23 protein-coding genes are annotated in these 24,422 nt (G+C 54.1%); 12 read left to right on the top strand and 11 right to left on the bottom strand.

From position 1 onward, the window contains the following. Window positions 1-7: 7 nt before the first annotated feature. The 6 genes from alaS to B4N58_RS02230 all read left to right on the top strand — a co-directional run bounded on the left by alaS (window position 8) and on the right by B4N58_RS02230 (window position 5,667). Window positions 8-2,644, top strand: a complete 2,637-nt coding sequence (gene alaS / locus B4N58_RS02255; protein ID WP_291745405.1) for an alanine--tRNA ligase — start codon at window positions 8-10, stop codon at window positions 2,642-2,644. A 30-nt stretch (window positions 2,645-2,674) separates the two neighbouring features. Beyond that, on the top strand, window positions 2,675-3,187 hold the full coding sequence (locus B4N58_RS02250; protein ID WP_291745403.1) for an NUDIX domain-containing protein: 513 nt from the start codon (window positions 2,675-2,677) through the stop codon (window positions 3,185-3,187). 36 nt (window positions 3,188-3,223) lie between these two features. After that, a complete protein-coding gene (locus B4N58_RS02245; RefSeq protein ID WP_008252019.1) occupies window positions 3,224-3,451 on the top strand; it encodes a sulfurtransferase TusA family protein in 228 nt (75 codons plus the stop codon). A 15-nt stretch (window positions 3,452-3,466) separates the two neighbouring features. After that, window positions 3,467-4,120: a PIN domain-containing protein gene (locus B4N58_RS02240; RefSeq protein WP_291745401.1), complete on the top strand. Its 654-nt coding sequence runs from the start codon at window positions 3,467-3,469 to the stop codon at window positions 4,118-4,120. A 72-nt stretch (window positions 4,121-4,192) separates the two neighbouring features. Continuing rightward, a complete protein-coding gene (locus B4N58_RS02235; RefSeq protein ID WP_008252022.1) occupies window positions 4,193-4,666 on the top strand; it encodes a BLUF domain-containing protein in 474 nt (157 codons plus the stop codon). Window positions 4,667-4,689: 23 nt separating this feature from the next. After that, window positions 4,690-5,667: an MBL fold metallo-hydrolase gene (locus B4N58_RS02230; protein WP_291745400.1), complete on the top strand. Its 978-nt coding sequence runs from the start codon at window positions 4,690-4,692 to the stop codon at window positions 5,665-5,667. 74 nt (window positions 5,668-5,741) lie between these two features. Here the strand turns inward: B4N58_RS02230 and B4N58_RS02225 are convergent, their stop codons facing one another. Beyond that, window positions 5,742-8,591, bottom strand: coding sequence for a valine--tRNA ligase (locus B4N58_RS02225; protein WP_291745397.1), 2,850 nt, complete (start codon window positions 8,589-8,591; stop codon window positions 5,742-5,744). A 261-nt stretch (window positions 8,592-8,852) separates the two neighbouring features. Between B4N58_RS02225 and B4N58_RS02220 the strand changes: the two genes are divergently transcribed. Beyond that, window positions 8,853-10,478: a methyl-accepting chemotaxis protein gene (locus tag B4N58_RS02220; RefSeq protein ID WP_291745395.1), complete on the top strand. Its 1,626-nt coding sequence runs from the start codon at window positions 8,853-8,855 to the stop codon at window positions 10,476-10,478. Here the strand turns inward: B4N58_RS02220 and B4N58_RS02215 are convergent, their stop codons facing one another. Genes B4N58_RS02215 through B4N58_RS02205 form a run of 3 tightly spaced genes read right to left on the bottom strand, consistent with a single transcriptional unit; the run spans window position 10,479 to window position 12,765 of the window. Further along, entirely contained in the window at window positions 10,479-10,709 is a 231-nt protein-coding gene (locus B4N58_RS02215) for a hypothetical protein (protein WP_008252026.1), read from the bottom strand. 21 nt (window positions 10,710-10,730) lie between these two features. Further along, the gene (locus B4N58_RS02210) at window positions 10,731-11,153 is read right to left on the bottom strand and encodes a DNA polymerase III subunit chi (protein WP_008252027.1); all 423 of its coding nucleotides are present in this window, start codon (window positions 11,151-11,153) and stop codon (window positions 10,731-10,733) included. Window positions 11,154-11,163: 10 nt separating this feature from the next. Further along, the gene (locus B4N58_RS02205; protein WP_291745392.1) at window positions 11,164-12,765 is read right to left on the bottom strand and encodes a leucyl aminopeptidase; all 1,602 of its coding nucleotides are present in this window, start codon (window positions 12,763-12,765) and stop codon (window positions 11,164-11,166) included. A 110-nt stretch (window positions 12,766-12,875) separates the two neighbouring features. Here B4N58_RS02205 and lptF point away from each other — a divergent pair, with 110 nt between their 5' ends. From lptF to B4N58_RS02185, 4 genes are read left to right on the top strand one after another with little or no spacing between them, the layout of a single operon-like run. Beyond that, the gene (lptF, locus tag B4N58_RS02200) at window positions 12,876-14,015 is read left to right on the top strand and encodes an LPS export ABC transporter permease LptF (protein ID WP_008252030.1); all 1,140 of its coding nucleotides are present in this window, start codon (window positions 12,876-12,878) and stop codon (window positions 14,013-14,015) included. Next, window positions 14,012-15,217, top strand: a complete 1,206-nt coding sequence (lptG, locus tag B4N58_RS02195) for an LPS export ABC transporter permease LptG (protein ID WP_291745389.1) — start codon at window positions 14,012-14,014, stop codon at window positions 15,215-15,217. The genes lptF and lptG overlap by 4 nt, the downstream gene beginning before the upstream one ends. Then, window positions 15,214-15,591, top strand: coding sequence for a sirohydrochlorin chelatase (locus tag B4N58_RS02190; protein ID WP_291745388.1), 378 nt, complete (start codon window positions 15,214-15,216; stop codon window positions 15,589-15,591). The genes lptG and B4N58_RS02190 overlap by 4 nt, the downstream gene beginning before the upstream one ends. Before the next feature lie 22 nt (window positions 15,592-15,613). Then, the gene (locus B4N58_RS02185; RefSeq protein ID WP_008252035.1) at window positions 15,614-15,874 is read left to right on the top strand and encodes a hypothetical protein; all 261 of its coding nucleotides are present in this window, start codon (window positions 15,614-15,616) and stop codon (window positions 15,872-15,874) included. A gap of 19 nt (window positions 15,875-15,893) precedes the next feature. Here B4N58_RS02185 and cobA read toward each other — a convergent pair whose 3' ends face one another. From cobA to B4N58_RS02150, 7 genes are read right to left on the bottom strand one after another with little or no spacing between them, the layout of a single operon-like run. Further along, on the bottom strand, window positions 15,894-16,688 hold the full coding sequence (gene cobA / locus B4N58_RS02180) for a uroporphyrinogen-III C-methyltransferase (RefSeq protein ID WP_291745386.1): 795 nt from the start codon (window positions 16,686-16,688) through the stop codon (window positions 15,894-15,896). A gap of 55 nt (window positions 16,689-16,743) precedes the next feature. Further along, the gene (locus B4N58_RS02175; RefSeq protein ID WP_291745384.1) at window positions 16,744-18,093 is read right to left on the bottom strand and encodes a sulfate adenylyltransferase subunit 1; all 1,350 of its coding nucleotides are present in this window, start codon (window positions 18,091-18,093) and stop codon (window positions 16,744-16,746) included. A gap of 15 nt (window positions 18,094-18,108) precedes the next feature. Continuing rightward, window positions 18,109-19,032, bottom strand: coding sequence for a sulfate adenylyltransferase subunit CysD (cysD, locus tag B4N58_RS02170; RefSeq protein WP_008252040.1), 924 nt, complete (start codon window positions 19,030-19,032; stop codon window positions 18,109-18,111). Window positions 19,033-19,071: 39 nt separating this feature from the next. Continuing rightward, complete coding sequence (locus B4N58_RS02165) at window positions 19,072-19,869, bottom strand: phosphoadenylyl-sulfate reductase (protein WP_291745381.1); 798 nt, start codon at window positions 19,867-19,869, stop codon at window positions 19,072-19,074. Window positions 19,870-19,871: 2 nt separating this feature from the next. After that, window positions 19,872-20,411: a DUF934 domain-containing protein gene (locus B4N58_RS02160; protein ID WP_008252043.1), complete on the bottom strand. Its 540-nt coding sequence runs from the start codon at window positions 20,409-20,411 to the stop codon at window positions 19,872-19,874. Next, window positions 20,412-22,091 (bottom strand): nitrite/sulfite reductase, encoded by a 1,680-nt coding sequence (locus tag B4N58_RS02155; RefSeq protein WP_008252045.1) that lies wholly within the window; start codon window positions 22,089-22,091, stop codon window positions 20,412-20,414. Next, window positions 22,092-22,889 carry a sulfite exporter TauE/SafE family protein gene (locus tag B4N58_RS02150; protein ID WP_008252047.1) on the bottom strand — a complete coding sequence of 266 codons (798 nt, stop codon included), beginning with the start codon at window positions 22,887-22,889 and terminating at the stop codon, window positions 22,092-22,094. Window positions 22,890-23,001: 112 nt separating this feature from the next. Between B4N58_RS02150 and B4N58_RS02145 the strand changes: the two genes are divergently transcribed. Continuing rightward, window positions 23,002-23,955, top strand: a complete 954-nt coding sequence (locus tag B4N58_RS02145; RefSeq protein WP_291740360.1) for a CysB family HTH-type transcriptional regulator — start codon at window positions 23,002-23,004, stop codon at window positions 23,953-23,955. The last annotated feature ends 467 nt before the right edge of the window (window positions 23,956-24,422 follow it).

Genomic DNA, 24,422 nt, shown 5'->3' with positions numbered 1-24,422 from the left:
CCCCAACATGAAAGTCGCTGATATTCGCGAAAAGTTTCTTGATTTCTTTGCCAGCAAGGGCCACACCAAGGTGGCTTCCAGCAGCCTGGTGCCGGGCAATGACCCCACCCTGTTGTTCACCAACAGCGGCATGGTGCAGTTCAAAGACGTGTTCACCGGCAAAGACAAACGCCCCTACACCCGCGCTACTTCAAGCCAGCGCTCGGTTCGCGCGGGCGGCAAGCACAACGACCTGGAAAACGTGGGCTACACGGCGCGCCACCACACATTCTTCGAAATGCTGGGTAACTTCAGCTTCGGCGATTACTTCAAGGAAAACGCCATTCAGTACGCTTGGGAATTACTGACCACAGTGTACAAATTGCCGCCCGAGCGCCTGTATGTGACCGTTTATCAGGAAGATGACGAGGCCTACAACATCTGGAACAAGCAGGTGGGCGTGCCCGCCGAGCGCATTATCCGAATTGGTGACAACAAGGGTGCGCGTTATGCATCCGATAACTTTTGGCAAATGGCCGACACCGGCCCCTGCGGTCCGTGTACTGAAATTTTTTACGACCATGGCCCAGATGTGTGGGGTGGCCCACCCGGAAGCGAGCAGGAAGACGGCGACCGCTACATTGAAGTGTGGAACCTGGTGTTCATGCAATTTGACCGCACTGCAGATGGCGTACTTCACCCTCTGCCCAAGCCCTGCGTGGACACAGGCATGGGCTTGGAGCGCATTGCCGCAGTGTTGCAACACGTGCACAGCAATTATGAAATTGACCTGTTTCAAACCTTGATTAAAGCGGCAGCCCGAGAAGTGACTGCCCAAGGCAATGCCGTTGAATTGACCAACAATTCCCTTCGTGTAATTGCTGACCACATCCGCGCCTGTTCATTCCTGGTAGTAGATGGCGTCATTCCTGGCAACGAGGGCCGTGGCTATGTGTTGCGCCGAATTATCCGCCGCGCCATTCGCCATGGTTACAAACTGGGCTGCCGCAAACCATTCTTTAACGCATTGGTGGGCGACCTGGTCAGCGAAATGGGCGAGGCCTATCCTGAGCTGGCCAAGGCTGCTGCGCAGGTGCAAAGCATTCTGAAGGCCGAAGAAGAGCGCTTCTTCGAGACTATTGAAAACGGCATGGCCATTCTGGATTCCGCCCTGGGTGCACTTCCAAAAGGTGGCATGCTCGATGGAGAAACAGCATTTAAATTGCACGACACCTACGGCTTTCCGCTGGACCTGACCGCCGATGTATGCCGTGAACGCGAAATGAGCGTGGACGAGGCCGCGTTTGATGAAGCCATGAACAAGCAGAAGCAGCAGGCCCGCGCCGCTGGCAAGTTCAAGATGGACGCCGACCTCGCTTACAGTGGTGTGTCCACCGAGTTCAAGGGTTACGATGCACTTGAAGTGGCCAACGCCACAATCACAGCCATTTACGTGAACGGCACATCGGTCAACAGCATTGCAGCCGGGCAGCACGGTGTTGTGGTGTTGGACCAAACCCCTTTCTATGCCGAAAGTGGTGGCCAGGTGGGCGACCAGGGTGAAATTTCAAGTGGCTCAGCTTGCCTGAATTTATTCCGGGTGCTGGATACACAAAAGATTCAAGCCAATGTGTTTGGCCACCATGGTGAATTGGTCACCGGTGAATTGAAAGTGGGCGATGCAGTGGGTGCGCAAGTGGATCAGTACCAGCGCAACCGCACCATTCGGAACCACAGTGCCACGCACTTGATGCACAAGGCTTTGCGTGAAGTGTTGGGTGATCACGTGAGCCAGAAAGGCTCACTGGTGGATGCAGAAAAAACCCGTTTCGACTTCGCCCACCACAGTGCCATGACGCCCGAACAAATTGCCCAGGTTGAGCGCATTGTGAACGAAGAAATTTTGGCCAACGCGGAAACGCAGGCCCGCATCATGGACATTGAGAGCGCGAAGAGCGCGGGCGCTATGATGTTGTTTGGCGAAAAGTACGGCGACACAGTGCGCGTTCTCGACATCGGCAGCTCTCGTGAACTGTGTGGCGGCACCCATGTGCAGCGCACAGGCGATATTGGTCTGTTCAAAATTACCAGTGAAAGCGGTGTGGCCGCAGGCATTCGCCGTGTAGAAGCCACCACCGGTTTGGGCGCCATGGAATTTGCGCAAAAGGCGCAAGCCCAGGTCGAAGCGATCGCCCAAAGCTTGCGTGTGCCCGCGACCGAGGCCACTGCCAAAATCGGCCAGATCATGGATCAGGTGAAAAACCTGGAAAAGGAACTGGACCGCTTGAAAAGCAAGCTGGCGGCGAGCCAGGGCGATGACCTGGCTGGGCAGGCCGTGGATGTGGACGGTGTGAAAGTGCTGGCTGCCAAACTGGAAGGCGCGGATGTCAAACAGTTGCGAGAAGCGGCCGACAAACTGCGCGACAAGCTGGGCAATGCAGCCTTGGTGTTGGCCACTGTGCTGGAAGGCAAGGTCAGTTTGATTGCATCGGTGAGCAAAGATGCCACAGCCAAAGTGAAGGCGGGCGATTTGGTGAACTTTGTGGCCCAGCAGGTGGGTGGCAAAGGCGGTGGTCGACCCGACATGGCCCAAGCTGGCGGTACCCAGCCCGAAAATCTGGACGCAGCATTGGCCAGTGTTGTCGACTGGGTCAAAGGCAAATAAGTAGCAAATAAAGGGTCAACAAAGCGCACCATGAGCAAAGCCGTTTATCAGTACTGTCCCATGTGCGCCACCAAGCTGCACGAACTGCAACATTCGGGTCAGTCCCGAATGGCTTGCGGCGCCTGCGGCTTCACGCAGTGGGGTAACCCCGTGCCCGTTGTAGCTGCACTGGTTGAGTACGAAGGCAAGGTGTTGCTGGCCCGGAATGTGGCTTGGCCGGCGCATTTTTATGCGCTGATTACTGGTTTTCTGGAGCGCAATGAAACACCGGAGCAAGGGGCCATTCGCGAGTTGAAGGAAGAAACCAATCTGGATGCAGTCGAATGCAGCCTGATTGGTGTGTACCCTTTCCCCATGAAAAATGAAGTGATCATTTGTTATCACATCAAAGCGGTGGGGCAAGTTAGTCTGTCTGAAGAACTGGCCGATTACAAGTTGGTAGAGCCTGCGGAATTGCGCCCCTGGCGCATGGGCACCGGCTTGGCCATGGCCGACTGGTTGAGCGCCCGTCAGCTGCCTGTCAACTGGATTGAATTAAAATAGTTACATTACACAAGCGGTACCAAGGAGCATAGAGACATGAATTTTGACCGAGAAGTGGACGCAAGCGGATTGAATTGCCCACTGCCAATTCTGAGAACCAAAAAAGCATTGGCTGAAATGCAAAGTGGCCAAGTGCTGAAAGTCACTTCCACAGACCCAGGCTCTGTGCGTGATTTCGCCATGTTTGCCAAACAAACCGGCAATGAACTGGTGGAGCAGGCTGATCAGTCGGGCTCATTTGTCTTTTACATGAAGCGCCGCTGAACTGGCCCGCACCTCGTGAGTGTTGTTCTCGGCAAGCCCGAGGTGCCCAAGCACTGGCTTCTGGATGCCAATGTGCTGTTTTCTGAATGGACCCGCTGGTTAATGGTGGCACTGGCTCGACAACACGGCGCCACCCTTTACTTCACCCCCCATATTGAAAATGAGTGTTACCGCAACTTGGTGCGCCTTGGGCGCTTGCACCCGGATGATGCAAGTGTCGAACGTGCTGGTCTGCCCCAGCGTTTGAATGCGGTCTTGTTGCCTCAAAACCATGAGCCCTATTTGGCCGATGTCCGGCAGGTGGATGAAAAAGACCGGCACGTGGCGGCGTCAGCCTTGGCATTGCGCCATCAGGTGCAGCAAGCCGTGGGCCTGCTCACCTGGAACTTGAAAGACTTCCCGAGAAAGCCGCTGTTAAAGCTTGGTTTGGTGCGCATGTGCCCCGATGAACTTTGTGTCGAGTTGCAGAAAACCAAAACAGACATACAGACTTGTCTGGAACAAAGTGTGCAGCTGATGCAGGCCGGGCTGGCCGAACAGCCCAGCCAGAACCCCACGCTTTATCAAAGCAAGGCGAGTCCTTTGCCGCAAAACCACGAGGACTGGATCCAGTTCTTGGGAAGAAACCGAATGCACAAGACAGCCAAGGTGTGCTCCCGTCCAAATTGACTACCCCGTTCTGGTTAGTTAGATTAAGCCACAGGCGTCATATGATTGTCTAACACACGTTTTGGGAATTGTATGCTGCGACTTATTTACACATCGGTTCAAGTGCCGGGCTTTGACCGCTTGGCCTTTGAGCAATTGTGTGAGCAAGCATCCCGAAACAACCGAACATTGGGTGTTGAAGGTTTGCTGCTGTGCAACGGCGTGGAGTTCATGCAGTGCCTTGAAGGGCCCAAAGAGGCGGTGGCCTCAATCTACAAAAAAATAGTGAAAGACTCCCGACACTCTGATATTCGGTTGCTGGTTTCCGAGGTCAGTAACGCGGCGATGTTCGAAAAATGGTCGATGGTGGGTTTGGGCACCAAGCCACAATCAGTGTTGAGTGGCGAGTCCATCGCGTATACACTGCTGGATCATCGTTTGTATCGACCTTGGAAATCACTCGGGCTCGGTGCAGCCGATTTAATCTACGAATATGCCAAAGTCAAAGCCGAGCTCGAGAAAGCAGGTGAAATGGGTTTGCTGAGCAAAGTGTTTGACGTGTATTAACCAAGATTCAAGCAGGTCGCAGTATGACAATTCGTTCCCTTCTTCGCGCAATTCCCCTTGTATGTGTATTTCCTCTCGCCGTTCAGGCTCAAGCTCCAGCCCAAGGTTTGGTCAAAATCACCCCTTTGGGTGGTCAAGAAGGCGAGTTTTGCCGCTTTGACCGCGCCATGATTTTCGAAGATCCCAATGGCACCCGGATTTTGTACGACGCTGGCCGCACAGTGGCGGGTGCAGAAGATCCCCGTTTGGGAAAAATTGATGTGGTCTTGGTCAGCCACATGCACGGTGACCACCTTGGCGACCGGCACAACCCCGCGCCCAATGCGGGTAGCTGTGACAAGCCCGATATTTCTGCCAGTGCCTTGCCCAACTCCAACAGCGTGAACATTGCGGTCAAAACAGGCGCAAAAATTGTGACTGGCAGCGAAATGCCTTCCTTCTTTGCAGCCAAGCTGAAACAGGCCGGTGGTGATGAGAAAAATTCTATCCTCGTGCGTTTCGGTGCCATGCAAACCATCAATGGCGTGGGCATTACCACCGTGCCGGCTGCACACAGCAACGGCATTGCTGGCGATTTTGTGGGGCAGCGTTTGGGTGAAATGCTGAAAGAGTCAGGTATTACGGCATACGCTGGTCCACCCACAGGCTATGTGGTGAAATTCAGCAATGGCCTGACCGTGTACCTGAGTGGCGACACGGGTATTACTGGCGACCAAAAAGAAGTGGTGGGTGAATACTACAAGCCACAATTGGCCGTGATGAACATTGGTGACACCTTTACCACTGGCCCACGCGAAGCGGCTTATGTAGTGAACGAACTGGTCGAGCCCAAGGCTGTGATTGCCAGCCATGCCAATGAGGTGGCCACGCTGAATGGCAAGGTGATTGCGGGCACTAAAACCGAGCAGTTCATGAAAGCCAGCAAAGTACCCGTGTATGTGCCGTTGAGCGGCAAAACCATGAGCTTTGATGGCAAAGGCAAGTGCGCTGCGGGTTGCTGATTGCCCTGCGATGGTTGATAAAAAAAGAGCACCGGGATAAATAACCGGTGCTCTTTTTTTGTGCTGGTTTCAACTCATTTCAATTTGTTTAGCTGACTTTCCAGCTTTTCCAGCAGGGCGCTGAAGTCAGCAAGGCGCGCCTTTTCCTGATCCACCACTGCTGCGGGTGCTCGGTCTACAAAGCTGGCATTGCCCAGCTTGCCATTGCACTTGGCAATTTCAATGCGGATTTTTTCTGCTTCCTTGCCAATCCGCGCACGCTCTGCTTCCACATCAATTTCAATGTGCAGCATCAACTTCAGCTCACCCACAATTTGTACGGGTGCCATGGAGTCTGCGGGCAGTGAATCAACCACGTCCACTTTGCTGAGTTTGGCCAAGGCAGCCAACACCGGGCCAGTTTTTTCAAGGAAGGCGCGTTGCTCTGCGTTGCCCTCACAACTGGCAATTAGCGGCACTTTGTCTGCAGGGCCCAAGCCCATTTCGCTGCGCAATGCGCGAATTGCATCTACGGTGGCTTTCAGTTGGAGCACAAAGCTTTCCGCTTTTTCGTCAATGCGGCTGGGCACGCTGACCGGGTAAGCCTGGGTCATCAGGCTGGCTTGTACGCCTTCTTCTCGGCGGCCTGCCACCACGCTGACCGTTTGCCAAAGTTCCTCGGTGATGAACGGAATAATCGGGTGGGCCAAGCGCAATATGGTTTCCAGCACGCGTACCAGGGTGCGGCGGGTGGCGCGTTGCTGTGCGGCTGTGCCATTGGCAATTTGCACCTTGGCGATTTCAAGGTACCAGTCGCAGTATTCGTCCCACACAAACTGGTAAATGCTTTGCGCAATCAAGTCGAATCGGTAGGTCTCAAAACCTTGTGCCACATCCGCTTCAACGCGTTGCAAGGTGCTTGTGATCCAGCGATCCGCTTGAGAAAAATCAAGGTAGCCACCTGGCGTGCAGGCGTCTGCATCGTGGTCGCTCAAACCACAATCTTGCCCTTCCGTGTTCATCAACACAAAGCGGGTGGCGTTCCACAGCTTGTTGCAGAAGTTGCGGTAACCGTCGCAGCGCTTCTGGTCAAAGTTGATGTTGCGGCCCAAGGTGGCCAAGCTTGCGAAAGTAAAGCGCAGTGCATCTGCGCCGTAGGCCGGAATGCCTTCGGGGAATTCCTTGCGGGTTTTCTTCTCGATCTTCGGTGCGTCTTGCGGCTTGCTCAATCCAGTGGTGCGTTTCACCAAAAGCGTATCAAGGCTGCAACCATCAATCAAATCGACCGGGTCCAACGTGTTGCCCACCGACTTGCTCATTTTCTTGCCCTCGGCGTCGCGCACCAAACCATGCACATACACGGTGTGGAAGGGAACCTGGCTGGTGAAGTGGGTGGTCATCATGATCATTCGGGCAACCCAGAAGAAAATGATGTCAAAGCCAGTCACCAACACGGAGGAAGGCAGGAAGTGTTTCAGCTCTGGTGTCTCGTCGGGCCAGCCCAAGGTGGAAAAGGGCACTAGCGCCGATGAAAACCAGGTGTCCAGCACATCGTCGTCGCGCTTTAGTTCGCCGTTGTAGCCGATTGCGGCAGCCTTGCTGCGTGCATCTGCTTCCGTGCGGGCCACAAACACTTCGCCGTTCTCGCCATACCAGGCCGGAATTTGGTGGCCCCACCACAGTTGGCGGGAAATACACCAGTCCTGAATGTTGTTCAGCCACTGGTTGTAGGTGTTCACCCATTGTTCGGGCACAAATTTAACCTGGCCCTGTTCAACTGCGTCGATCGCTTTTTGGGTAATGCTTTTTCCGGTGGCATCACCCTCGGCCACTTTGCTCATGGCCACAAACCACTGGTCAGTCAACATGGGTTCGATGACCACGCCCGTGCGGTCGCCCTTGGGAACCATCAGCTTGTGGGGCTTGATTTCGCCCAGCAGGCCTTGTTCTTCCAGGTCAGCCACAATTTGCTTGCGGGCGACAAAACGATCCATGCCCACGTACTTGGCAGGTGCTTGCTCGTTAATCGTTGCATCCAGCGTCAGAATGTTCATCAGCTCAAGCTTGTGGCGTTGGCCCACGGCATAGTCGTTGAAGTCATGCGCGGGTGTTACTTTAACCACGCCAGTGCCGAATGAACTGTCTACGTATTCATCCGCAATAATGGTCAGCTCGCGGTTGCACAAGGGCAACTTTACTTTCTTGCCAATCAGGTGCTGGTAGCGCTCATCGTCGGGGTGAACCATCACGGCAGAATCACCCAGCATGGTTTCTGGGCGGGTGGTGGCCACTGTCAAGTGGGTCAAGCCTTTGACCGGGTCGGCTTCAACCAGTGGGTACTTCAGTTCCCACAGGTGGCCTTCGGTTTCAACGCTTTCCACTTCCAGGTCAGAAACGGCTGTTTTCAAAACCGGGTCCCAGTTCACCAAGCGCTTGCCGCGGTAAATCAGGCCTTGCTCAAACAGGCGAACAAATACCTCGGTGACCGATTTGGACAGGGCAGGGTCCATGGTGAAGTACTCGCGCTGCCAATCTACGCTGGCACCCATGCGGCGCATTTGCTCGGTAATTTTGCTGCCGCTTTCGTTTTTCCATTCCCAAATTTTCTCCACGAATTTTTCGCGGCCCAAATCGTGGCGGGTAATGTTCTTGGCGGCCAACTGGCGTTCAACCACAATTTGCGTGGCAATGCCTGCGTGGTCAGTGCCCGGTTGCCACAGGGTGTTGTGACCCCGCATGCGGTAATAGCGTGTCAGCCCGTCCATGATGGTTTGGTTGAATGCATGGCCCATGTGCAACGTACCAGTCACATTCGGTGGTGGGAGTTGAATGCAAAAGTCGGGTTTGCCTTCCTCTGTTGTGGCCTTGGCGTGGCCTTGGCGCTCCCATTCAGGGCCCCAGTGGGATTCAATGGCATTCGGGTCGAAACTTTTGGCAAGGGTCATGGCAGTGGTACTTGAAAATGGACAACGTCAACAAAGGCTTAGCCCGACATTATAGCGTTTGCGGGTGCCCTGCCGGCTTTGAGTTGTTTGGTCTGGGGCAGGAAAGCCCCTTTATTCCCCAATTTCAGGTGTCCCCCCTTACTGCACAATGTTCATACGTCCGACTGGGTGGCTGTCTTCAAATAGCCCTGTTCGAGTGAGGCTTTTTTAGAAATACAACGGTATGTTGTAAATCAATGACAGTTCAAAGAGGGGTGTCTCATGTTGAGTTCCATTAGTGCCAAATTCAGTGCCAGCTTGGTCACGGTGATCGCGCTGGGCGTGGTAGTCGGTGGCCTGGGTGTGTTTAACAGTAAGCGGATCATGGATGCCAATGCCAAAAACGAATTCACCCACGAGGTGATCGAGAATGTGCTGGGTGTTCGCGAGAATCTGTTGAATATTGAAACCGGCGAACGCGGATTTTTACTGCGTGGTGATGAGGCTTACCTGACCCCGTACAACGACGGCAAAGAGCAGGTTCGCAAACACCTTGACAAGGCTTCTGAGTTGACAGTCCACAATCCGGTTGTCACCGAGGAGTTGCGCTTGTTCAACGCACATTACCGAACTTGGCTGAACTCCGTCATTGATCCGTTGATCGATGCCAAGCGTTTGGTCATCGAGGGCAATATGGCCCCGGAAGACTTCAATGCCTTGGTGGATTCCACTCCGGGCAAACCATTGATGGACAAAATGCGTCAGGCTTTGGCCAAAGTGGAGGCAGAAGAATACCGCTTGCTGAAGCAGCGCCAAGAGGCCAGCCAGGGTGTTTACCAGCAATCCATTTGGATTACTGTGGCCATTACCTTGTTTGCCCTGTTCACTGGTTTAACCTTGAACTTCCTGATTTCCCGTTTGTTTAAACGCAAGTTAGGCACTGCGACAATTCACATCAATGCTTTGGCCGAAGGCAAGCTGAACAGCAATATTCAGGTACAGGGCAAAGACGAAGTCGACGGGCTGTTGCTTGCGCTGGGCAAGGCACAAACGAATTTGCGCGGTTTGATTGAAGGCATTCGGGGTTCTACCGCGTCCTTGAACGAGAGCGCAAGTGCCGTGCGGACTTCCTCCGATGAAATGAACAAGGCAGCTTCTGAACAAGCGGATGCTACTTCATCCATGGCTGCGGCTGTGGAGCAATTGACTGTGTCGATCAGCCAGATTACCGAGAATTCCAACGATGCTTCGCACACAGCCATGCAGGCCAAGCAGTCTGCCGATCAAGGCAGCGTCACTTTGGGCCAGGTGGTTGAAGGTATTCGAAAAATTGCCAGCTCGGTGCAGGGCAGTGCCAGCACCGTGCGCTCGCTTGAGCAGCAGTCCAATGAAATTTCCGAGATTATCTCAACCATCACCGACATTGCCGACCGCACCAACTTGTTGGCCTTGAATGCTGCCATTGAGGCGGCACGTGCAGGTGAAAGCGGTCGTGGTTTTGCAGTGGTTGCCGATGAAGTACGCAAATTGGCTGAGCAAACCAAAGGCTCGTCAGAGCGCATTTCAACCATGGTGTTCCAGATTCAGAGCATTACCCAGCAGGCCTCCAAGTCCATGGAAGATTCGGTGGGTATGGTGAAGCAGGGTATTGAGCAGGCCGATTCGGTGTCGGGAACGATTGACCAGATCAAGGCCAATGCAGACCGCGTGAATGAGGCCATTCAGGCCATTACCGTGTCGATGAAAGAGCAAAGCAATGTGAGTGTGGAAATTAGCCGCAACGTCGAGCGTGTCGCGCAAATGACCGAGGAAAATACCGCAGCCATTGCGCAAAATAAATATGTGGCTCAACAAATCTCAGATTTAGCGGGTGGCTTGACTCAGTCTGTGCAGGTATTTAAAACCTGATTATTTTTTCAGCGCGTCCAGTACTACTTTTTCAAACTCCTGCATCAGCTGGGGTTTGATCCGAAGCAGTGCGCGTTCAAACAGTTCAGGCAACTGCGCCCGCAATATTTCAATTTGCGGGTCGCTCAAGTTGCCGCCAAGGCGGCTACCAGTCGATTGCTCAATTTCCCGCAAACCCGATTCAATCACCTCGGTCAACAGGGGCGGGCCACCATCAAAATGTTCACTCATGTTGTTGTCCTCAAGCCCCCATCAACCGTTGGCGCGGTCAAAAGTATTCAGTGGGTAACCCCGTTCTTTGTAAAACTTGTAGCGTTGCCGTGCCAATGCCTTGTTGTCTTCGTCGGTACCCACAATTTCAACCAAGCGTTCAAACCGCGCAAAAAACGGTGGCCACTGTTCGTCCAGGTTAATCAATAAATCGTAGTGGGCGATGTCATCGGCTTTGTCGGTCAACACAATGGGCGTGTCAGCCACACCTGGGTGGCCACTGACCACATGGGGTAAAAAGTCCTCTTCCGAGAAAGTCCACAGCAGCTTGTCCAGATTTTCAAGTACCTCGGGACGGGTGCTGTAGCACACAATTTTCAGCCCACTGCCGTACGCCTTTCGAATCAATCGACAGGTGTACAGCAGGTGGTCGGACACATTCAGATGAAAGTCAATTCGGGTCAATTCACAACCCTCAGGCTTTTGCGCGCTTCATGACAAACTCAGCCAGCAAAGGCACCGGGCGGCCACTTGCGCCTTTCGCCTTGCCTGAATGCCATGCTGTACCCGCGATGTCCAGGTGCGCCCAGCTGTAGGCCTTGGTGTACTTTTGCAGGAAACACGCGGCAGTGACGCTGCCTGCAGGCGGGCCACCAATGTTGGCCATGTCGGCAAAATTGCTTTTCAGCTGCTCGTGGTATTCCTCGTCTAGCGGCATGCGCCATGCTGTGTCCAATGCGTTTTGACCCGCCTTGAACAATTCATTGGCCAGGTCGTCATCGGGGCTGAACAAGCCGCTGTTCACATGGCCCAGCGCCACAATACAGGCACCGGTGAGGGTGGCCACATCGACCACGGCGGCGGGGTTAAACCGCTCAACGTAGGTAAGTGCATCACACAAAATCAGGCGGCCTTCTGCATCGGTATTCAAAATTTCAATGGTTTGCCCGCTCATGGACACCACCACGTCGCCTGGCTTGCTTGCGTTACCGGCAGGCATGTTCTCGGCCGTGGGTACTACCACAATCAGGTTCAGGGCCAACTTCATTTCAGCGGCGGCTTTCATGGTACCCAACACGCTGGCTGCGCCACACATGTCGTATTTCATTTCGTCCATGCCCGCACCGGGCTTCAGTGAAATACCACCAGTGTCAAAGGTAATGCCTTTGCCAACCAGCACCACTGGGGCTTCTTTGGGGTCTTTTGCGCCGTTGTACTTCAACACGATCAGTTTGGGGGGTTCGCTGGACGCTTTGCCCACCGACAACAGGCTGAACATGCCCAGCGCTTCCATCTTTTTGTGGTCCAGCACTTCAACGCCCAGTTTGTATTGCTTGGCCAGCGCTTTGGCTGTTTCAGCCAGGTAGTTCGGGGTGCAAATATTGCCAGGCAAATTGCCAAGGTCTTTGGTCAATTGCATGCCGTTGCCAATCGCCTGTCCAATCGCCGCGCCTTTTTCAACGGCGTCTTGGGTTGATTTGGTGCAAGCCAACTCGAAGGCAGGGGGTGGCGTTACTTCGTCGTCCTGTTTTTTGCAGGCAGAGAAGCTGTAAAAACTCTCGGTGATGGTGCGTGCACACAGGGCAGCAATTTCTTTGTCACTGCTTTTCTTGGGTACTTCCTGGTTCACGGCGAAAAATACTTTCGCAGGCTTCAGGCCTTTCAACGCGTCGCAGGCTGCGCTGGTGGCTTTGCGCAGGGTTTTGGTGTTCAGTTTGTCGGCTTCATCCAGCCCCACCAGTACGTACACGGGCGCACCAGCCTTGGCGGTGTTAAATACCACGCGGCAGCTGCCTGCATTGCCCAGGTTTTTGTCGGTTTTGCATGTGTTTGCCACCAGGCCCTCGGTGTCAATGTCTGCACGTTTGGCGGCTGCGGTCAATTCACCCTCTTTGTACACTGCAACCACAGCCACATCGCAACCCTTGGTGGGCACAGGTCCGCCGGCAGTCACTTTGGCGACAGCGCCCGTACCCGCCTTGAAGCTGAACATGGGCGGTGGCGTGGGCGCCGCTTTTTTGGCGACACGTGTGGAACTGGTTTTTCTGGCTTTGGGAGTGGCGGGTGTTGCTGTCATGGTGTTCCTTCTTGCGATTAATGCTCGACCATTCAAAACGAATGCATGCGACAATCTACCATTATTAACAAGCTGGGTTGGCGAGTCAAAGCACAGCCCACCTGCATTGCATGCTGTTTCGATCCACTTTTCGAAAAGACTTCGCACAAACAGCAGGCGCCACCTTCGTGGCCCTGTTCACCATTATTGTGACCACTGTGCTGGTTCGCACCCTGGGTCAGGCTGCGGGCGGCAAGGTGGACAACGCTGAGGTATTTACACTCATTTTATTGGGCGGTCTTCAATACCTGCCGGCTGCCTTGGTCATCACCGTGTTCATCGCAGTGATGGGGGTTGTGTCGCGCGCCTTCAAAGAGCAGGAAATGACCGCCTGGTTTGCCTCGGGCGTGTCCTTGTTTTCACTGGTGCGACCTGTGCTGCGCTTTGCCGTGCCGCTGACCGTGTTGGCCTTGGTGTGCTCGGTATGGCTTACCCCATGGGCCAAAGCTGAGCTGGATGCAGCCAAAGACCGCTTTGCGAAACGCAGCGATGTGAGCAAGGTCAGCGCGGGGCAGTTCCGGGAATCAGGCGAAGGCAACCGCGTGTTCTTCGTAGAGCGTCAGTCTGAAGTCACCAAGCAGGTCGAAAACGTGTTTGTGGTTGACTCCAAAGGCGACACCCGTACGGTTGTCTCGGCTGCGCGCGGTAGCGTAGAAGTGGACGCCAGTGGCCAGCCCTATCTGGTGTTGAGTGGTGGACGCCGCGCTACATTGGATGGCACTGGAGAACGGTTTACCAGCACCGAGTTCGAAACTTACGGTTTGGCAATTGACAACACATTGGGTGCCGCCCCCAGCTTTCAGTTACAGCACCGCCGTGTCGACCTGTTGATTGCCGATTTTTCACCAGCTGCCCAAGGCGAATTGTTGTGGCGTGTCAGTTTGCCAATGTCAGCCTTGGTACTGGGTTTGCTGGCCATTCCGTTGGCTTTTGTGAATCCACGGGGTGGCAATTCGCTGAACCAGCTTTTTGCCTTGCTGATTTATCTGACTTACAGCAACATTGTGTCGGTTACGCAAAGCATGGTCACCAAAGAAACCCTTGATTTTTGGGTGGCCTTGGTGCTGCCGCATGCCAGTGTGCTGCTGATGTTCTACTTGTTGATGGTGAAGCGCAACCGCCCGGCGGGCGCGCCCCTGTTTCGTTGGCGCAGGCCTGTCCGGTCGCTTGATCTGCAAGATGTGGTGGCAGGCCAGGAGATTAAGCCATGAAAAAGCCTTTCACGGTGCCGCATTCCCTGCTGGTGTATTTTCGCAGTGAACTGTACAAAGCCATCAGTTTTGTAATGGTGGCCTTTGTGGGTCTGTTTGCTTTTTTTGACTTGATCGCTGAAGTAGACCGCTTGAGTTTGCCAGGCACCAGCTGGTTTTATTACTTCATTGCAGTGCTGTTGGGCTTGCCAGCGCGCGTCTACGAAATTGCGCCTATTGCAGCCTTGATTGGTTCTATCTACGCTTTGGTGCAATTGGCAGCCAGCAGTGAATTGACAGCCATGCGTGCCGCGGGCTTAAGCACCACCAGCATGCTGAAAATGCTCGTTCGAATTGCAGCGGGCGTGGTCGTTATTACAGTGTTGTTTGGCGAAGCCGTGGCACCCTTGGCCGAAAGGGCGGCGGTGCCTATGCGTGCCAAGGCCTTGGGCTATGAGGTAGATCGTGATTTCCGCAGCGGGTACTGGATGCGCGACACCTACAGTGCCCCTGATGCAGAGTCACGTGTGCGTTTCGTGAATTTTGATTCATTCAACAAAGACGGCGAATTGCTCAAACTGGAGTACTACGAACTTGATCCCGAGTCCAGAATTCGAGCCTGGGTTCGTGCCGAAAGCGCAAAGTTTGATCCCGACAGCGGCGATTGGGAGTTGCGCAACGTTTTAGTGCAGCGTTACTTCGATGAAGCGGTCAGCAACGCGAATGCGGCACGCGCCGGTTTAACCATTCAGGCCAGTGAATTTGAGTCGCTTGAAACCATGCGATGGACTTCGAATTTGTCGCCCGAGCTGCTCACTGGTCTGTTTGTTCGCCCAGACCGCATGAGTGCCTGGCAGCTGTACAACTACTCGAAATTTTTGAGCAGTAACCTGCAGGCCACCGACAATATCGATTTGGCTTTTGCCAAAAAAATAATGTACCCGTTTGCCATTCTCATCATGATGATGATCTCGCTGCCGTTTGCCTACTTGCATTTCAGGTCGGGTAGTGTCAGCGTGAAAGTGTTTGCCGGCGTCATGATTGGTGTGGGTTTCCATTTGGTCAATAACCTGTTTTCCCACCTCAGCATGGTGGCCAGTTTTCCGCCGTTTGTGAGCGCTGCATTGCCCAGTTTGCTGGGCTTTGTGGTGGGCATGGGGGCTTTGTGGTGGGTTTCACAGCCGGCGCCTTGGCGCACTTTGAATGTATTGAGGAATCGATGAGCAGTACCCAGAAAAAAGCAGTTGTGTTGTTTGGCCACGGTGCGCGAGACCCCCAATGGGCCGAACCCATGAAACGGTTGCAAAGCATTTTGATTGGGCAATTGCCCAACGTGCAGGTTGAGCTGGCTTTTCTGGAATTGATGGCACCAAGTTTGCCAGACACCGTGGATTGCATGGCGCAAGGCGGTGTGACGCACATTCAAGTGGTGCCCATCTTCTTCGGTCGGGGCGGGCATTTGAAAAATGATTTTCCGGTCATCATGGCTGAAATGAAAGCCAGACACCCGGGTTTGAACATTGAGGCCACAAGTGCTGTGGGTCAGTGGGATGCAGTGTGGCAAGCAATTGCCAATGAAATTGTTCAGCAGGTTTAATTAAAACAACTGGAGATAGAACATGAAGAAATGGTTGCTGTTGGCTGCGCTGTGTTTTTCAATCCCTGCCCATGCACAATCCACCGAGGCCGCTTGTCAGGCCAAGGCGGTGAGCAAGGAAGGAAAGCCCCTGGCTGGTGCTGCGAAAAATTCATTCATGAAAAAATGTCTGGCTGAGAACAAGGCCAGTTGTGAAGAACGTGCGGTGGGCAAAGATGGCAAGAAGCTGGCAGGTGCGGCCAAAAATTCCTTCATGAAGAAGTGCGAAGCTGCAGCGGGTTAAACGCTCGTTCTAGAGGCGATCAAGCAGCTTTGTTCGATCCGAATGGCGACCCGGTCAATTCAACACTGACCGGGTTTTTATCGCCTGCGAGTAGTTCAGCCTGTGCTTTTGCCAGCGCTTGGCCAATCAAAATAAGACAAGGTCCATCGGTGAGCTGTTCAGCAGAAAACGATGGTAGCCAGCCCAAATTCAGCGGCGTGAATTTCTCGGCAGGTAAGGACACGCTTTCACACAGAATAACCGGGGTAGCCGGATTGCGCCCTTTTTCAAGCAGGGCAGCGGCCCAAGGGCCTGCCTGGCGCAAACCCATGTAAACAGCCACAGTGTCGTTTTCAGTGCCAGTGAACAATTCCGTGCTGGGTACTTCATCGGCACCCACAGAAGGGGTGGTTAAAGTCAGGCTGCGGGCAACACCACGCAAAGTCAGTGAGGCCTGCAGACTGCTGGCAGCCGCCAATGCGGCGGTTACACCGGGCACCACTTCAACGGTGTGGCCAGCGGCTTTCAATGCAGTAATTTCTTCGTCGGCACGGCCAAACACCATGGGGTCACCGCCTTTCAGGCGCACCACCAGTTTGAATTGTTCTGCGGCTTCAACAAGCTGTTTGTTGATAAAAATTTGTGCGGTGGATTTCTTGCCGCAACGTTTTCCAACGGCAACAAGTTTTGCATCGGGGTGGGCTTCAGAAAGAAGAGAGGGACTGACCAGCGCATCGTAAAACACGCAGTCTGCCTGCATCAACAGCTTCAGGCCACGAACGGTGATTAAATCCTCCGCTCCAGGTCCTGCTCCAATCAATACAACGCGTCCCATCTCAAAAGTCCCTATTTAAGAACAAGCAACCAACAACCGGGTGAAGGGTCGTTGCTTAGTTCTTTGCAACGATCATGCCAGCTGCCACGGTTTGGTTGGTGGCACTGTCAATCAGGATAAAACTACCCGTTGCGCGGCATTCGGTGTACAAATCCGCCACGATGGGCTGGGCCAGCACCAATTCAATCTGTGCGATGTCGTTCATTTGCACCGTTTTGGTGCTTTCACCATGCAGCAGGGTGTGAATGTCGAGCACCAAATTCACGGATTTGATTTTGGCCTGGGTTTGGCGCGTGGTCTGCTTGATCCAGTACTTGCGAGCAGGGTTCAATGGCTCATTGTCCAGCCAGCAAATGTCGGCCGTCAATGCTTTCACCGGGGCGTGGTTCACTGTGTCGCCAACGCTGACAATTTGATCGCCACGGGATACATCCACATCGCGGTCCAGCACCAAGGTGACACACTGCCCCAAGTGGGCTTCAGGCAAATCATCGTTCAAAAATACAATGCGCTGTACAACTGCGCTTTGGCCAGAAGGGTGAACCACCACGGTGTCGCCCACCTTCACGCTGCCACCTTCAACACGGCCCATGTAGCCGCGGAAGTCCTCGGCTTTGTGACCATCGTGGCGGGCCACCAATTGCACCGGGAAGCGGAAACCCACCTTGTGCGCAGCTTCTGCACGGTCAGCACGGCTGGGAATGTTTTCCAGAATGGGCAGCAAAGGCTGGCCAGTGTACCAAGGGGTTTTGGGGCTGCTGGTGACCACGTTGTCGCCGGTCAGGGCTGAAATCGGCAGCACCAGCGCTTCTTGTACGCCCACGGTGACTGCCAGCTCACGCACGGCTTTTTCGGTGGCAATGAATTTGGCGTGGTCGAAATCAACCAGGTCCATTTTGTTCACGGCAAACAAAATGGCGGGAATGCCCAACTTGCCGGCAATGGCGCTGTGGCGTTTGGTTTGGGCCAGCAGCGTGGCTTTCAGGCCTTCTGCGGTTTCTTCAAATGCAACGCGGGTAATGTCGACCAGCACAATGGCTACGTCGGCTGTGGACGCACCAGTCACCATGTTGCGGGTGTACTGCTCGTGGCCCGGTGTGTCGGCCACAATGAACTTGCGCGCAGGTGTGGCGAAGTAGCGGTAGGCCACGTCGATGGTAATGCCTTGCTCGCGTTCTGCTTCCAAGCCATCGGTCAACAGCGAAAAGTCGATTGCATCGCCCGCAGTGCGCTTGTTTTTTGCCTTGGAAATGGCGGCCAACTGGTCTGCAAAAATACCTTTGCTGTCGAACAGCAAGCGGCCAATCAGGGTGGACTTTCCGTCGTCGACAGAACCAGCGGTGATGAAGCGCAGCACGCCATGGTCTTGGGTGCTCAGTTTCAGAGCTTCGTTAATTGCGTTCATGGTATTCATCTCGATTTAGAAATAGCCTTCTTTCTTGCGGCGCTCCATGGAGGCCTCGGAAGTTTGATCGTCCATGCGGGTAGCGCCGCGCTCGGTAATGTCGGTCACCGCGGTTTCCGTGATGATTTCAGCCGGTGTCGCAGCAGTGCTTGCCACCGGGCAGGTGCATGTAATGTCACCCACGGTGCGGAAACGCACTGTGCGGGTGGTGACTGTTTCACCGGCCTTGGGTTGCGTCATCTCGGTCACTGGTACCAGCAGGCCATTGCGCTCAATGATTTCGCGTTCATGGGCATAGTAAATATTGGGCAGTTCCAGTTTTTCGCGCTCAATGTATTGCCACACGTCCAGTTCGGTCCAGTTGGAAATGGGGAACACGCGCATGTGTTCACCAGGGTGAACGCGGGTGTTGTACAGGTCCCAAAGTTCGGGGCGCTGGTTTTTCGGGTCCCATTGGCCAAAGCCGTCGCGGAAAGAGAAAATGCGTTCTTTGGCACGTGCTTTTTCTTCATCACGGCGTGCGCCGCCCATCAGTGCGTCAAAGCCAAATTCTTCCTGGGTTTCCAGTAGCGTGACACTTTGGAATGAATTGCGGGAAGCCTCCGGGTGGGGCAGGCGAATCGTGCCCTTTTTGATCGAACCTTCCAGTGAGCGAACAATCAGTTCTTCACCCAACTGCTTGGCTTTCCAGTCGCGAAATTCAATCACTTCCGGGAAGTTGTGCTCGGTGTCAATGTGCACCAGGGGAAATGGAAACTTGCCTGGGCGAAATGCTTTTTCTGCAAGGCGCAGCATGACGATGGAATCTTTGCCGCCAGAGAACAACATGGCGGGACGCGCGCATTCAGCGGCCACTTCGCGCATGATGTAGATGGCTTCTGCTTCAAGCCAGTCCAGGTGGGACATGGTGTGTTTTTGCGTGCTCACTTGCGTGCTCATGATTTTTCTCGATTTGTAAATTCAGTGTGTTTCTGTAACTTATTTCTTTAAATTTGCATTGTGCAAACCGCATTCCTTGCTGGTCGGGTCTTCCCACCACCAGCGGCCTGCGCGAATGTCCTCACCAATGGTGATTGCGCGTGTGCAAGGCTCACAGCCGATGGATGGAAAACCTTCAAAGTGCAGGGTGTTCACAGGCACATCAAACTGGCGAATGTAGGTCCACACATCGGCCTCGCTCCAGTCGGCCAGCGGGTTGAATTTTTCAATGCCGCGGTCGGCGTCGAATTCGCGCACAGGCAAAGTGGCGCGAGTGGCGGCCTGGGCCTGACGCTGACCGGTGATCCAGGCCTTTGCACCTTGCAGTGCGCGGGCCAGTGGCTCCACTTTGCGAATGCTGCAGCATTCTTTGCGCAGCGCCGTACTTTCATAAAAAGCATCGCGGCCTTTGGTGTTCACATAGGTTTCAACAGCCTTGGCCTGTGGTTCAAACCATTGTACGGTTTGACCATATTTGGCTTGCAGCGCAGGTGCTACATCCAGAGTTTGCTGGTGCAAGCGGCCTGTGTTCAAACTAAACACGCGAATGTTCAATTTCAGGCGTGCGATCACATCGAACAACACATTGTCTTCTGCGGCCAAACTACTGGCCAGTGCGATTGAATCAAATTCATTGGCTGCATTGTTCAGCAATGTTTCCAGTGCTTGCACTTTTGCGGAAATGTCGGTGGCGGGTTGGTGCGGGCCACGAAACACAGCGATGGGTTGTTCCAGCGCTGAATTATTTTCCGGTACCGTTTCAACACTGTGAAAGCGCGAAGTGTTCACTGCATTCATGCTTACGCTCCTGCCGCTGCAGCCCTGCGATTGAACACAGGCAGCGACCCATCGGCACTGGTTTGGTAAGGGATGGTGAAGTCAGCAAAGGCGTTCAATGCGTCTTCCAGCGACTTGCCTTCCTTGATGTCGAATTGTGTGAAGCCGCAACGCGCCAGGTAAAAAAACTGGTCGCGCCACACGTCGCCGAATGCGCGAATTTCGCCTTTGAAGCCATAGCGTGTGCGCAGCAACACGGCGCCTGAATAACCCTGGCCGTACTTGAACACCGGGAAGTTGAATGCAATCAGTTTCAGTACATTCAAATCACCCTGCAACTGCTCGGGGTTGTCTTCAGGGTTCAGGTACACACCCAAATCGCCCGCTTGGGCGCGTGCAGTCAATTCTGCCTTGTTTGCTTCCCACACAGACAAGTGCACCAGCACTTTGCCTTCAGCGGGAACTGCCACAGGCGCCTCGGCGGTACCTGTTTCGACGATCACGAATTCATCGGCAACAATGGCGGCTGCACCGTTTATCGGTTTAACAATAATCTGTGACATTTATGCAGCCTCCTTGTTGGCATACACGTGGTCTTTGAAGGGCTCAGCACCAATGCGGTCGAGGGTGTCGATGAACAGTTCATCTTCATGACGCTCGCGCACATACACTTCCAGCAACTTCACAACCACACCGGGCACGTCTTTTTCATAGAAGGACTTTCCAATTACCTTGCCGATGGACGCATCGTTGCCCTGCCGGCCACCCAGCGTAACCTGGTACCACTCTTCACCGTTTTTATCGACACCCAAAATACCGATGTTGCCAATGTGGTGGTGGCCGCAAGAGTTGATACAACCTGAAATATTCAGGCTGAGGTCGCCAAGATCAAACTGATAGTCCAGGTTATCGACTGCTTCCTGAATACCCAAGGCGATCGGAATGGATTTGGCATTGGCCAGTGAACAGAAATCGCCACCGGGGCAGGCAATCATGTCGGAAACCAGACCAATATTGGGCATGGCCAAATTGTGTTCTTTCAGGGTGCTCCACAGCTCGAACAAGTCTTGCTCGGCCACATCAGACAACACAAAGTTTTGTTCGTGAGTCACGCGCAGTTCACCGAAAGAATACTGTTCGGCCAGGTCAGCGATCAGGTGCATTTCGTCCGTGGTGGCGTCGCCGGGTGCAATGCCAGGGCGCTTCAGTGAAATGCTGATGGCCACATAACCGGGCTGGCGATGTTCGCGTGCATTGCGAATCAGCCAACGGTCAAAGCCCACATGCTTGGCGCGCAAGCCACGGTTTTGCTCGGCGATCGTGGCCACTTGTTCAGCGCTGAATTGCTCGTAAGCAGGTGCGGTGAAGAAGGACGAAACACGGTCAAATTCTTTTTGCGGAATCACAGAAATGCCGCCCTTGATGTGCTGCCATTCTTCTTCAACCTGTTTGGCAAATTCTTCCGGTCCAATGGCGCGCACCAGGATTTTGATGCGGGCTTTGTACATGTTATCGCGGCGACCATAGCGGTTGTACACACGCATTACAGCTTCAATGTAGGTCAGCAGCTCCTGCCAGGGCAGGTTATTTTTGATGACAGAGCCAATCACGGGTGTACGGCCCAAACCACCACCGGCCAGCACCTGTGCAACCACTTCACCGGCAGCATTGCGGGTCAAGTTGACACCAATGTCATGCACTTGCACAGCGGCGCGATCTTCTGCTGCACCATTCACGGCAATTTTGAATTTGCGGGGCAGGTGGGCGAACTCAGGGTGGAAGGTGCTCCACTGGCGAATCAGTTCGCAAAATGGGCGTGGGTCAACAAACTCGTCTTTCGCAATACCCGCGAACGGATCGCTGGTTGTGTTGCGAATGCAGTTGCCACTGGTTTGAATGGCGTGCATTTCCACCTCAGCCAATTCAGCAAGAATGTCGGGAATGCTTTCCAGCGCTGGCCAGTTGTACTGAATGTTCTGGCGCGTGGTGAAGTGCGCGTAGTTGCGGTCGTATTTGGCTGAAATGTCGGCCAGCTTGTGCAACTGTTTTGCACCCAGCAATCCGTAAGGAATAGCCACGCGCAGCATGGGCGCATGGCGCTGAATGTACAGGCCGTTTTGCAGGCGCAGCGGGCGGAATTCTTCGTCGGTCAGCTCGCCTTTCAGGAAGCGCTCGGTCTGGTTGCGAAACTGAGCCACGCGTTCGCGTACAAGGGCGTGGTCGTAGTCGTCGTATTTGTACATTTACATCACCAATTTTGCGGCCACGGCGGTGAGGGTCGTGGCCAATACCCCGCGCAAGAACTTTTCAGGCACTGCGCGACTTAAATAACTACCAATTGTTATGCCGGGAATGGAGCCGATCAGCAAAGCGCCCAACAAACCAAAATCAACTGTGCCCAAGCTGAAGTGACCAAAAGCTGCAACAGCTGTCAGTGGCACTGCATAAGCGATATCAGTGCCTGCGATTTCAGAGGCCTTCAGGTGTGGGTACAACATGATCAGCACCATGGCGCCGATTGCACCCGCACCAATTGAGGACACGGTGACCAGCATGCCGATGACTGCGAATGCAACCACGGTCGCGATGGTACGCGTTTTATCTTGCAATTGGGCCTGCGGATGGTTTTGCAGCCAATGAACAATTTTTGTTTTGAAAATGAGAACACCCACGGTTAGCATGACGCAAATGGAAATGGACCAGCGAATAAACACGTCAATCGGGCTGCCCTTGCCGGCATTTTGAATGTCCAGGCCGTGCAGAATTGCAATCGTAACCAGCGATGCCGGTACACTGCCCAAGCAGGCCAGCCCCACAATTTTCCAGTTGACTGTGTTGCGCAAGCGGTGAACCACAGTACCTGCACCCTTTGTAATGGCTGCGAATGCCAGGTCAGTGCCCACTGCCGTGGTGGCAGGAATGCCAAACAACACGGTCAGCAAGGGTGTCATCAAGGAGCCGCCCCCAACGCCGGTAAGGCCGACCAGAAGGCCGACCGCCAGGCCAGAAGCTACGTAGACTAAATTGATGTCGAAAGGCACGTGAAAGCTCGATGAAAATGGTTTTTTGGGACTTGAAGTGTAGGCGCTTCGCTTTATAATTCAAACGATAATATTTCCATTTATATATTCCTGAGCGGAATAAAGGGTTTTTATGAACTTGCATCAGCTCCGATTCGTTCGGGAAGCGGTTCGCCATGATTTCAGCCTGACCGATGCGGCCAAGGCGCTGTTTACCTCTCAGCCGGGTGTTTCGAAGGCGATCATCGAATTTGAAGAAGAGCTGGGCTTTCAGATTTTCAAGCGCCATGGCAAGCGCATCAAAGGTTTAACGCCACCTGGTGAATTGGTTTACCAGGCTTGCGAGCGCGTATTGGCCGAACTTGAGAACATCAAACGTGTGGGTGAAGAATTTGCAGCGCGTGAAAGCGGGCAGTTGACTGTGGCTGTGACCCACACACAGGCACGCTACGTTTTGCCGCAGGCGGTGGCTGCTTTTCGCAAGAAATTCCCGAAAGTGAAGCTGATCTTGCTGCAGGGCACCCCTGAGCAACTGGCGCAGTGGGTGCGCAAAGATCAGGCCGACTTGGCCGTGGCCACCGAGGCTTTGGCTGATGAACCCGACCTGGTGACATTTCCCTGTTACGACTGGGGCCACATTGCGGTGGCGCCCACCGACTCGCCCCTGTTAAAGCCATTTGCATCGGGCGGTCGGCAAATTGCACTGGCTGATTTCGATCAAATGCCTATCATCACTTACGAAACCCATTTTGCGGGCCGCAAGAAAATTGATGCAGCGTTTCAGAAGGCTGGGGTGAACATTGACCTGGTGCTTGAGGCCATTGATGCGGACGTGATTAAAACCTACGTGGGATTGGGTTTGGGCGTGGGTATTATTGCTGAAGTAGCTTTTGATGCGTTGAAAGACAAGGGGTTGATGGCTGTACCAGTGGACCACTTGTTTGGTCGCAACACCACGCGAATTGCCCTGCGGCAAGGTGTGTTCATGCGCACGCTGATGTATGAATTCATTGCGGTGTTTGCACCGATGTTGACCCCGAAGCTGATAGACCGCGTGTTGGGTGGGGGGCAGGCGTACGACATTTGATGCGGGGTGGCTGATTTGCTCGGAGCGCAGTACCTGTCGCGACGGAAAATCTGTTGGCCCCAAGCTGAACCTCGCCTTGCCTGAAACCGCCCCTCGAAGAAGGCGGTCGGGGCGGCTTCTGCCCTGAAGGGCACCAGCCTGGCTTGGCACGCTTGGGCAGATTTTCCTGACTGTCGCAACAAGCACACACGCACCCGAGCAAATCTGCACACGGCACACGGCACACGGCACACAGCACACAGCACACAGCACACAGCACACAGCACACAGCGTGCAACTCGCCGCAGCGTTTTACAAGTTGCACATGCAGCGCTATTCGGGGCGAGTTCAGGCCAGCCCGCCCAACGACCTCGCAGCGCGGGGCGATTCCGCGAGGAATCGATGCAAAGGCGCTATTGCGCTTTGCATGACCCAAGCCAGGGGGTTAGTTGGGAGAACTCGGGCTGCGCCAAGGCCCGAATAGTGCG

Origin of the sequence: Limnobacter sp. UBA3528, assembly GCF_002377005.1 — a bacterium.
GTDB lineage: Bacteria > Pseudomonadota > Gammaproteobacteria > Burkholderiales > Burkholderiaceae_B > Limnobacter.
The sequence above is the reverse complement of the archived record's forward strand: the minus strand, read 5'-3'. Positions and strand labels throughout refer to the sequence as shown.

Coding starts and splice junctions, on each gene's coding strand:
- alaS (WP_291745405.1), top strand. CDS start 8: ATGAAAGTCGCTGATATTCGCGAAAAGTTTCTTGATTTCTTTGCCAGC.
- B4N58_RS02250 (WP_291745403.1), top strand. CDS start 2,675: ATGAGCAAAGCCGTTTATCAGTACTGTCCCATGTGCGCCACCAAGCTG.
- B4N58_RS02245 (WP_008252019.1), top strand. CDS start 3,224: ATGAATTTTGACCGAGAAGTGGACGCAAGCGGATTGAATTGCCCACTG.
- B4N58_RS02235 (WP_008252022.1), top strand. CDS start 4,193: ATGCTGCGACTTATTTACACATCGGTTCAAGTGCCGGGCTTTGACCGC.
- B4N58_RS02230 (WP_291745400.1), top strand. CDS start 4,690: ATGACAATTCGTTCCCTTCTTCGCGCAATTCCCCTTGTATGTGTATTT.
- B4N58_RS02225 (WP_291745397.1), bottom strand. CDS start 8,591: ATGACCCTTGCCAAAAGTTTCGACCCGAATGCCATTGAATCCCACTGG.
- B4N58_RS02220 (WP_291745395.1), top strand. CDS start 8,853: ATGTTGAGTTCCATTAGTGCCAAATTCAGTGCCAGCTTGGTCACGGTG.
- B4N58_RS02215 (WP_008252026.1), bottom strand. CDS start 10,709: ATGAGTGAACATTTTGATGGTGGCCCGCCCCTGTTGACCGAGGTGATT.
- B4N58_RS02205 (WP_291745392.1), bottom strand. CDS start 12,765: ATGACAGCAACACCCGCCACTCCCAAAGCCAGAAAAACCAGTTCCACA.
- lptF (WP_008252030.1), top strand. CDS start 12,876: ATGCTGTTTCGATCCACTTTTCGAAAAGACTTCGCACAAACAGCAGGC.
- lptG (WP_291745389.1), top strand. CDS start 14,012: ATGAAAAAGCCTTTCACGGTGCCGCATTCCCTGCTGGTGTATTTTCGC.
- B4N58_RS02190 (WP_291745388.1), top strand. CDS start 15,214: ATGAGCAGTACCCAGAAAAAAGCAGTTGTGTTGTTTGGCCACGGTGCG.
- B4N58_RS02185 (WP_008252035.1), top strand. CDS start 15,614: ATGAAGAAATGGTTGCTGTTGGCTGCGCTGTGTTTTTCAATCCCTGCC.
- cobA (WP_291745386.1), bottom strand. CDS start 16,688: ATGGGACGCGTTGTATTGATTGGAGCAGGACCTGGAGCGGAGGATTTA.
- B4N58_RS02175 (WP_291745384.1), bottom strand. CDS start 18,093: ATGAACGCAATTAACGAAGCTCTGAAACTGAGCACCCAAGACCATGGC.
- cysD (WP_008252040.1), bottom strand. CDS start 19,032: ATGAGCACGCAAGTGAGCACGCAAAAACACACCATGTCCCACCTGGAC.
- B4N58_RS02165 (WP_291745381.1), bottom strand. CDS start 19,869: ATGAATGCAGTGAACACTTCGCGCTTTCACAGTGTTGAAACGGTACCG.
- B4N58_RS02160 (WP_008252043.1), bottom strand. CDS start 20,411: ATGTCACAGATTATTGTTAAACCGATAAACGGTGCAGCCGCCATTGTT.
- B4N58_RS02155 (WP_008252045.1), bottom strand. CDS start 22,091: ATGTACAAATACGACGACTACGACCACGCCCTTGTACGCGAACGCGTG.
- B4N58_RS02145 (WP_291740360.1), top strand. CDS start 23,002: ATGAACTTGCATCAGCTCCGATTCGTTCGGGAAGCGGTTCGCCATGAT.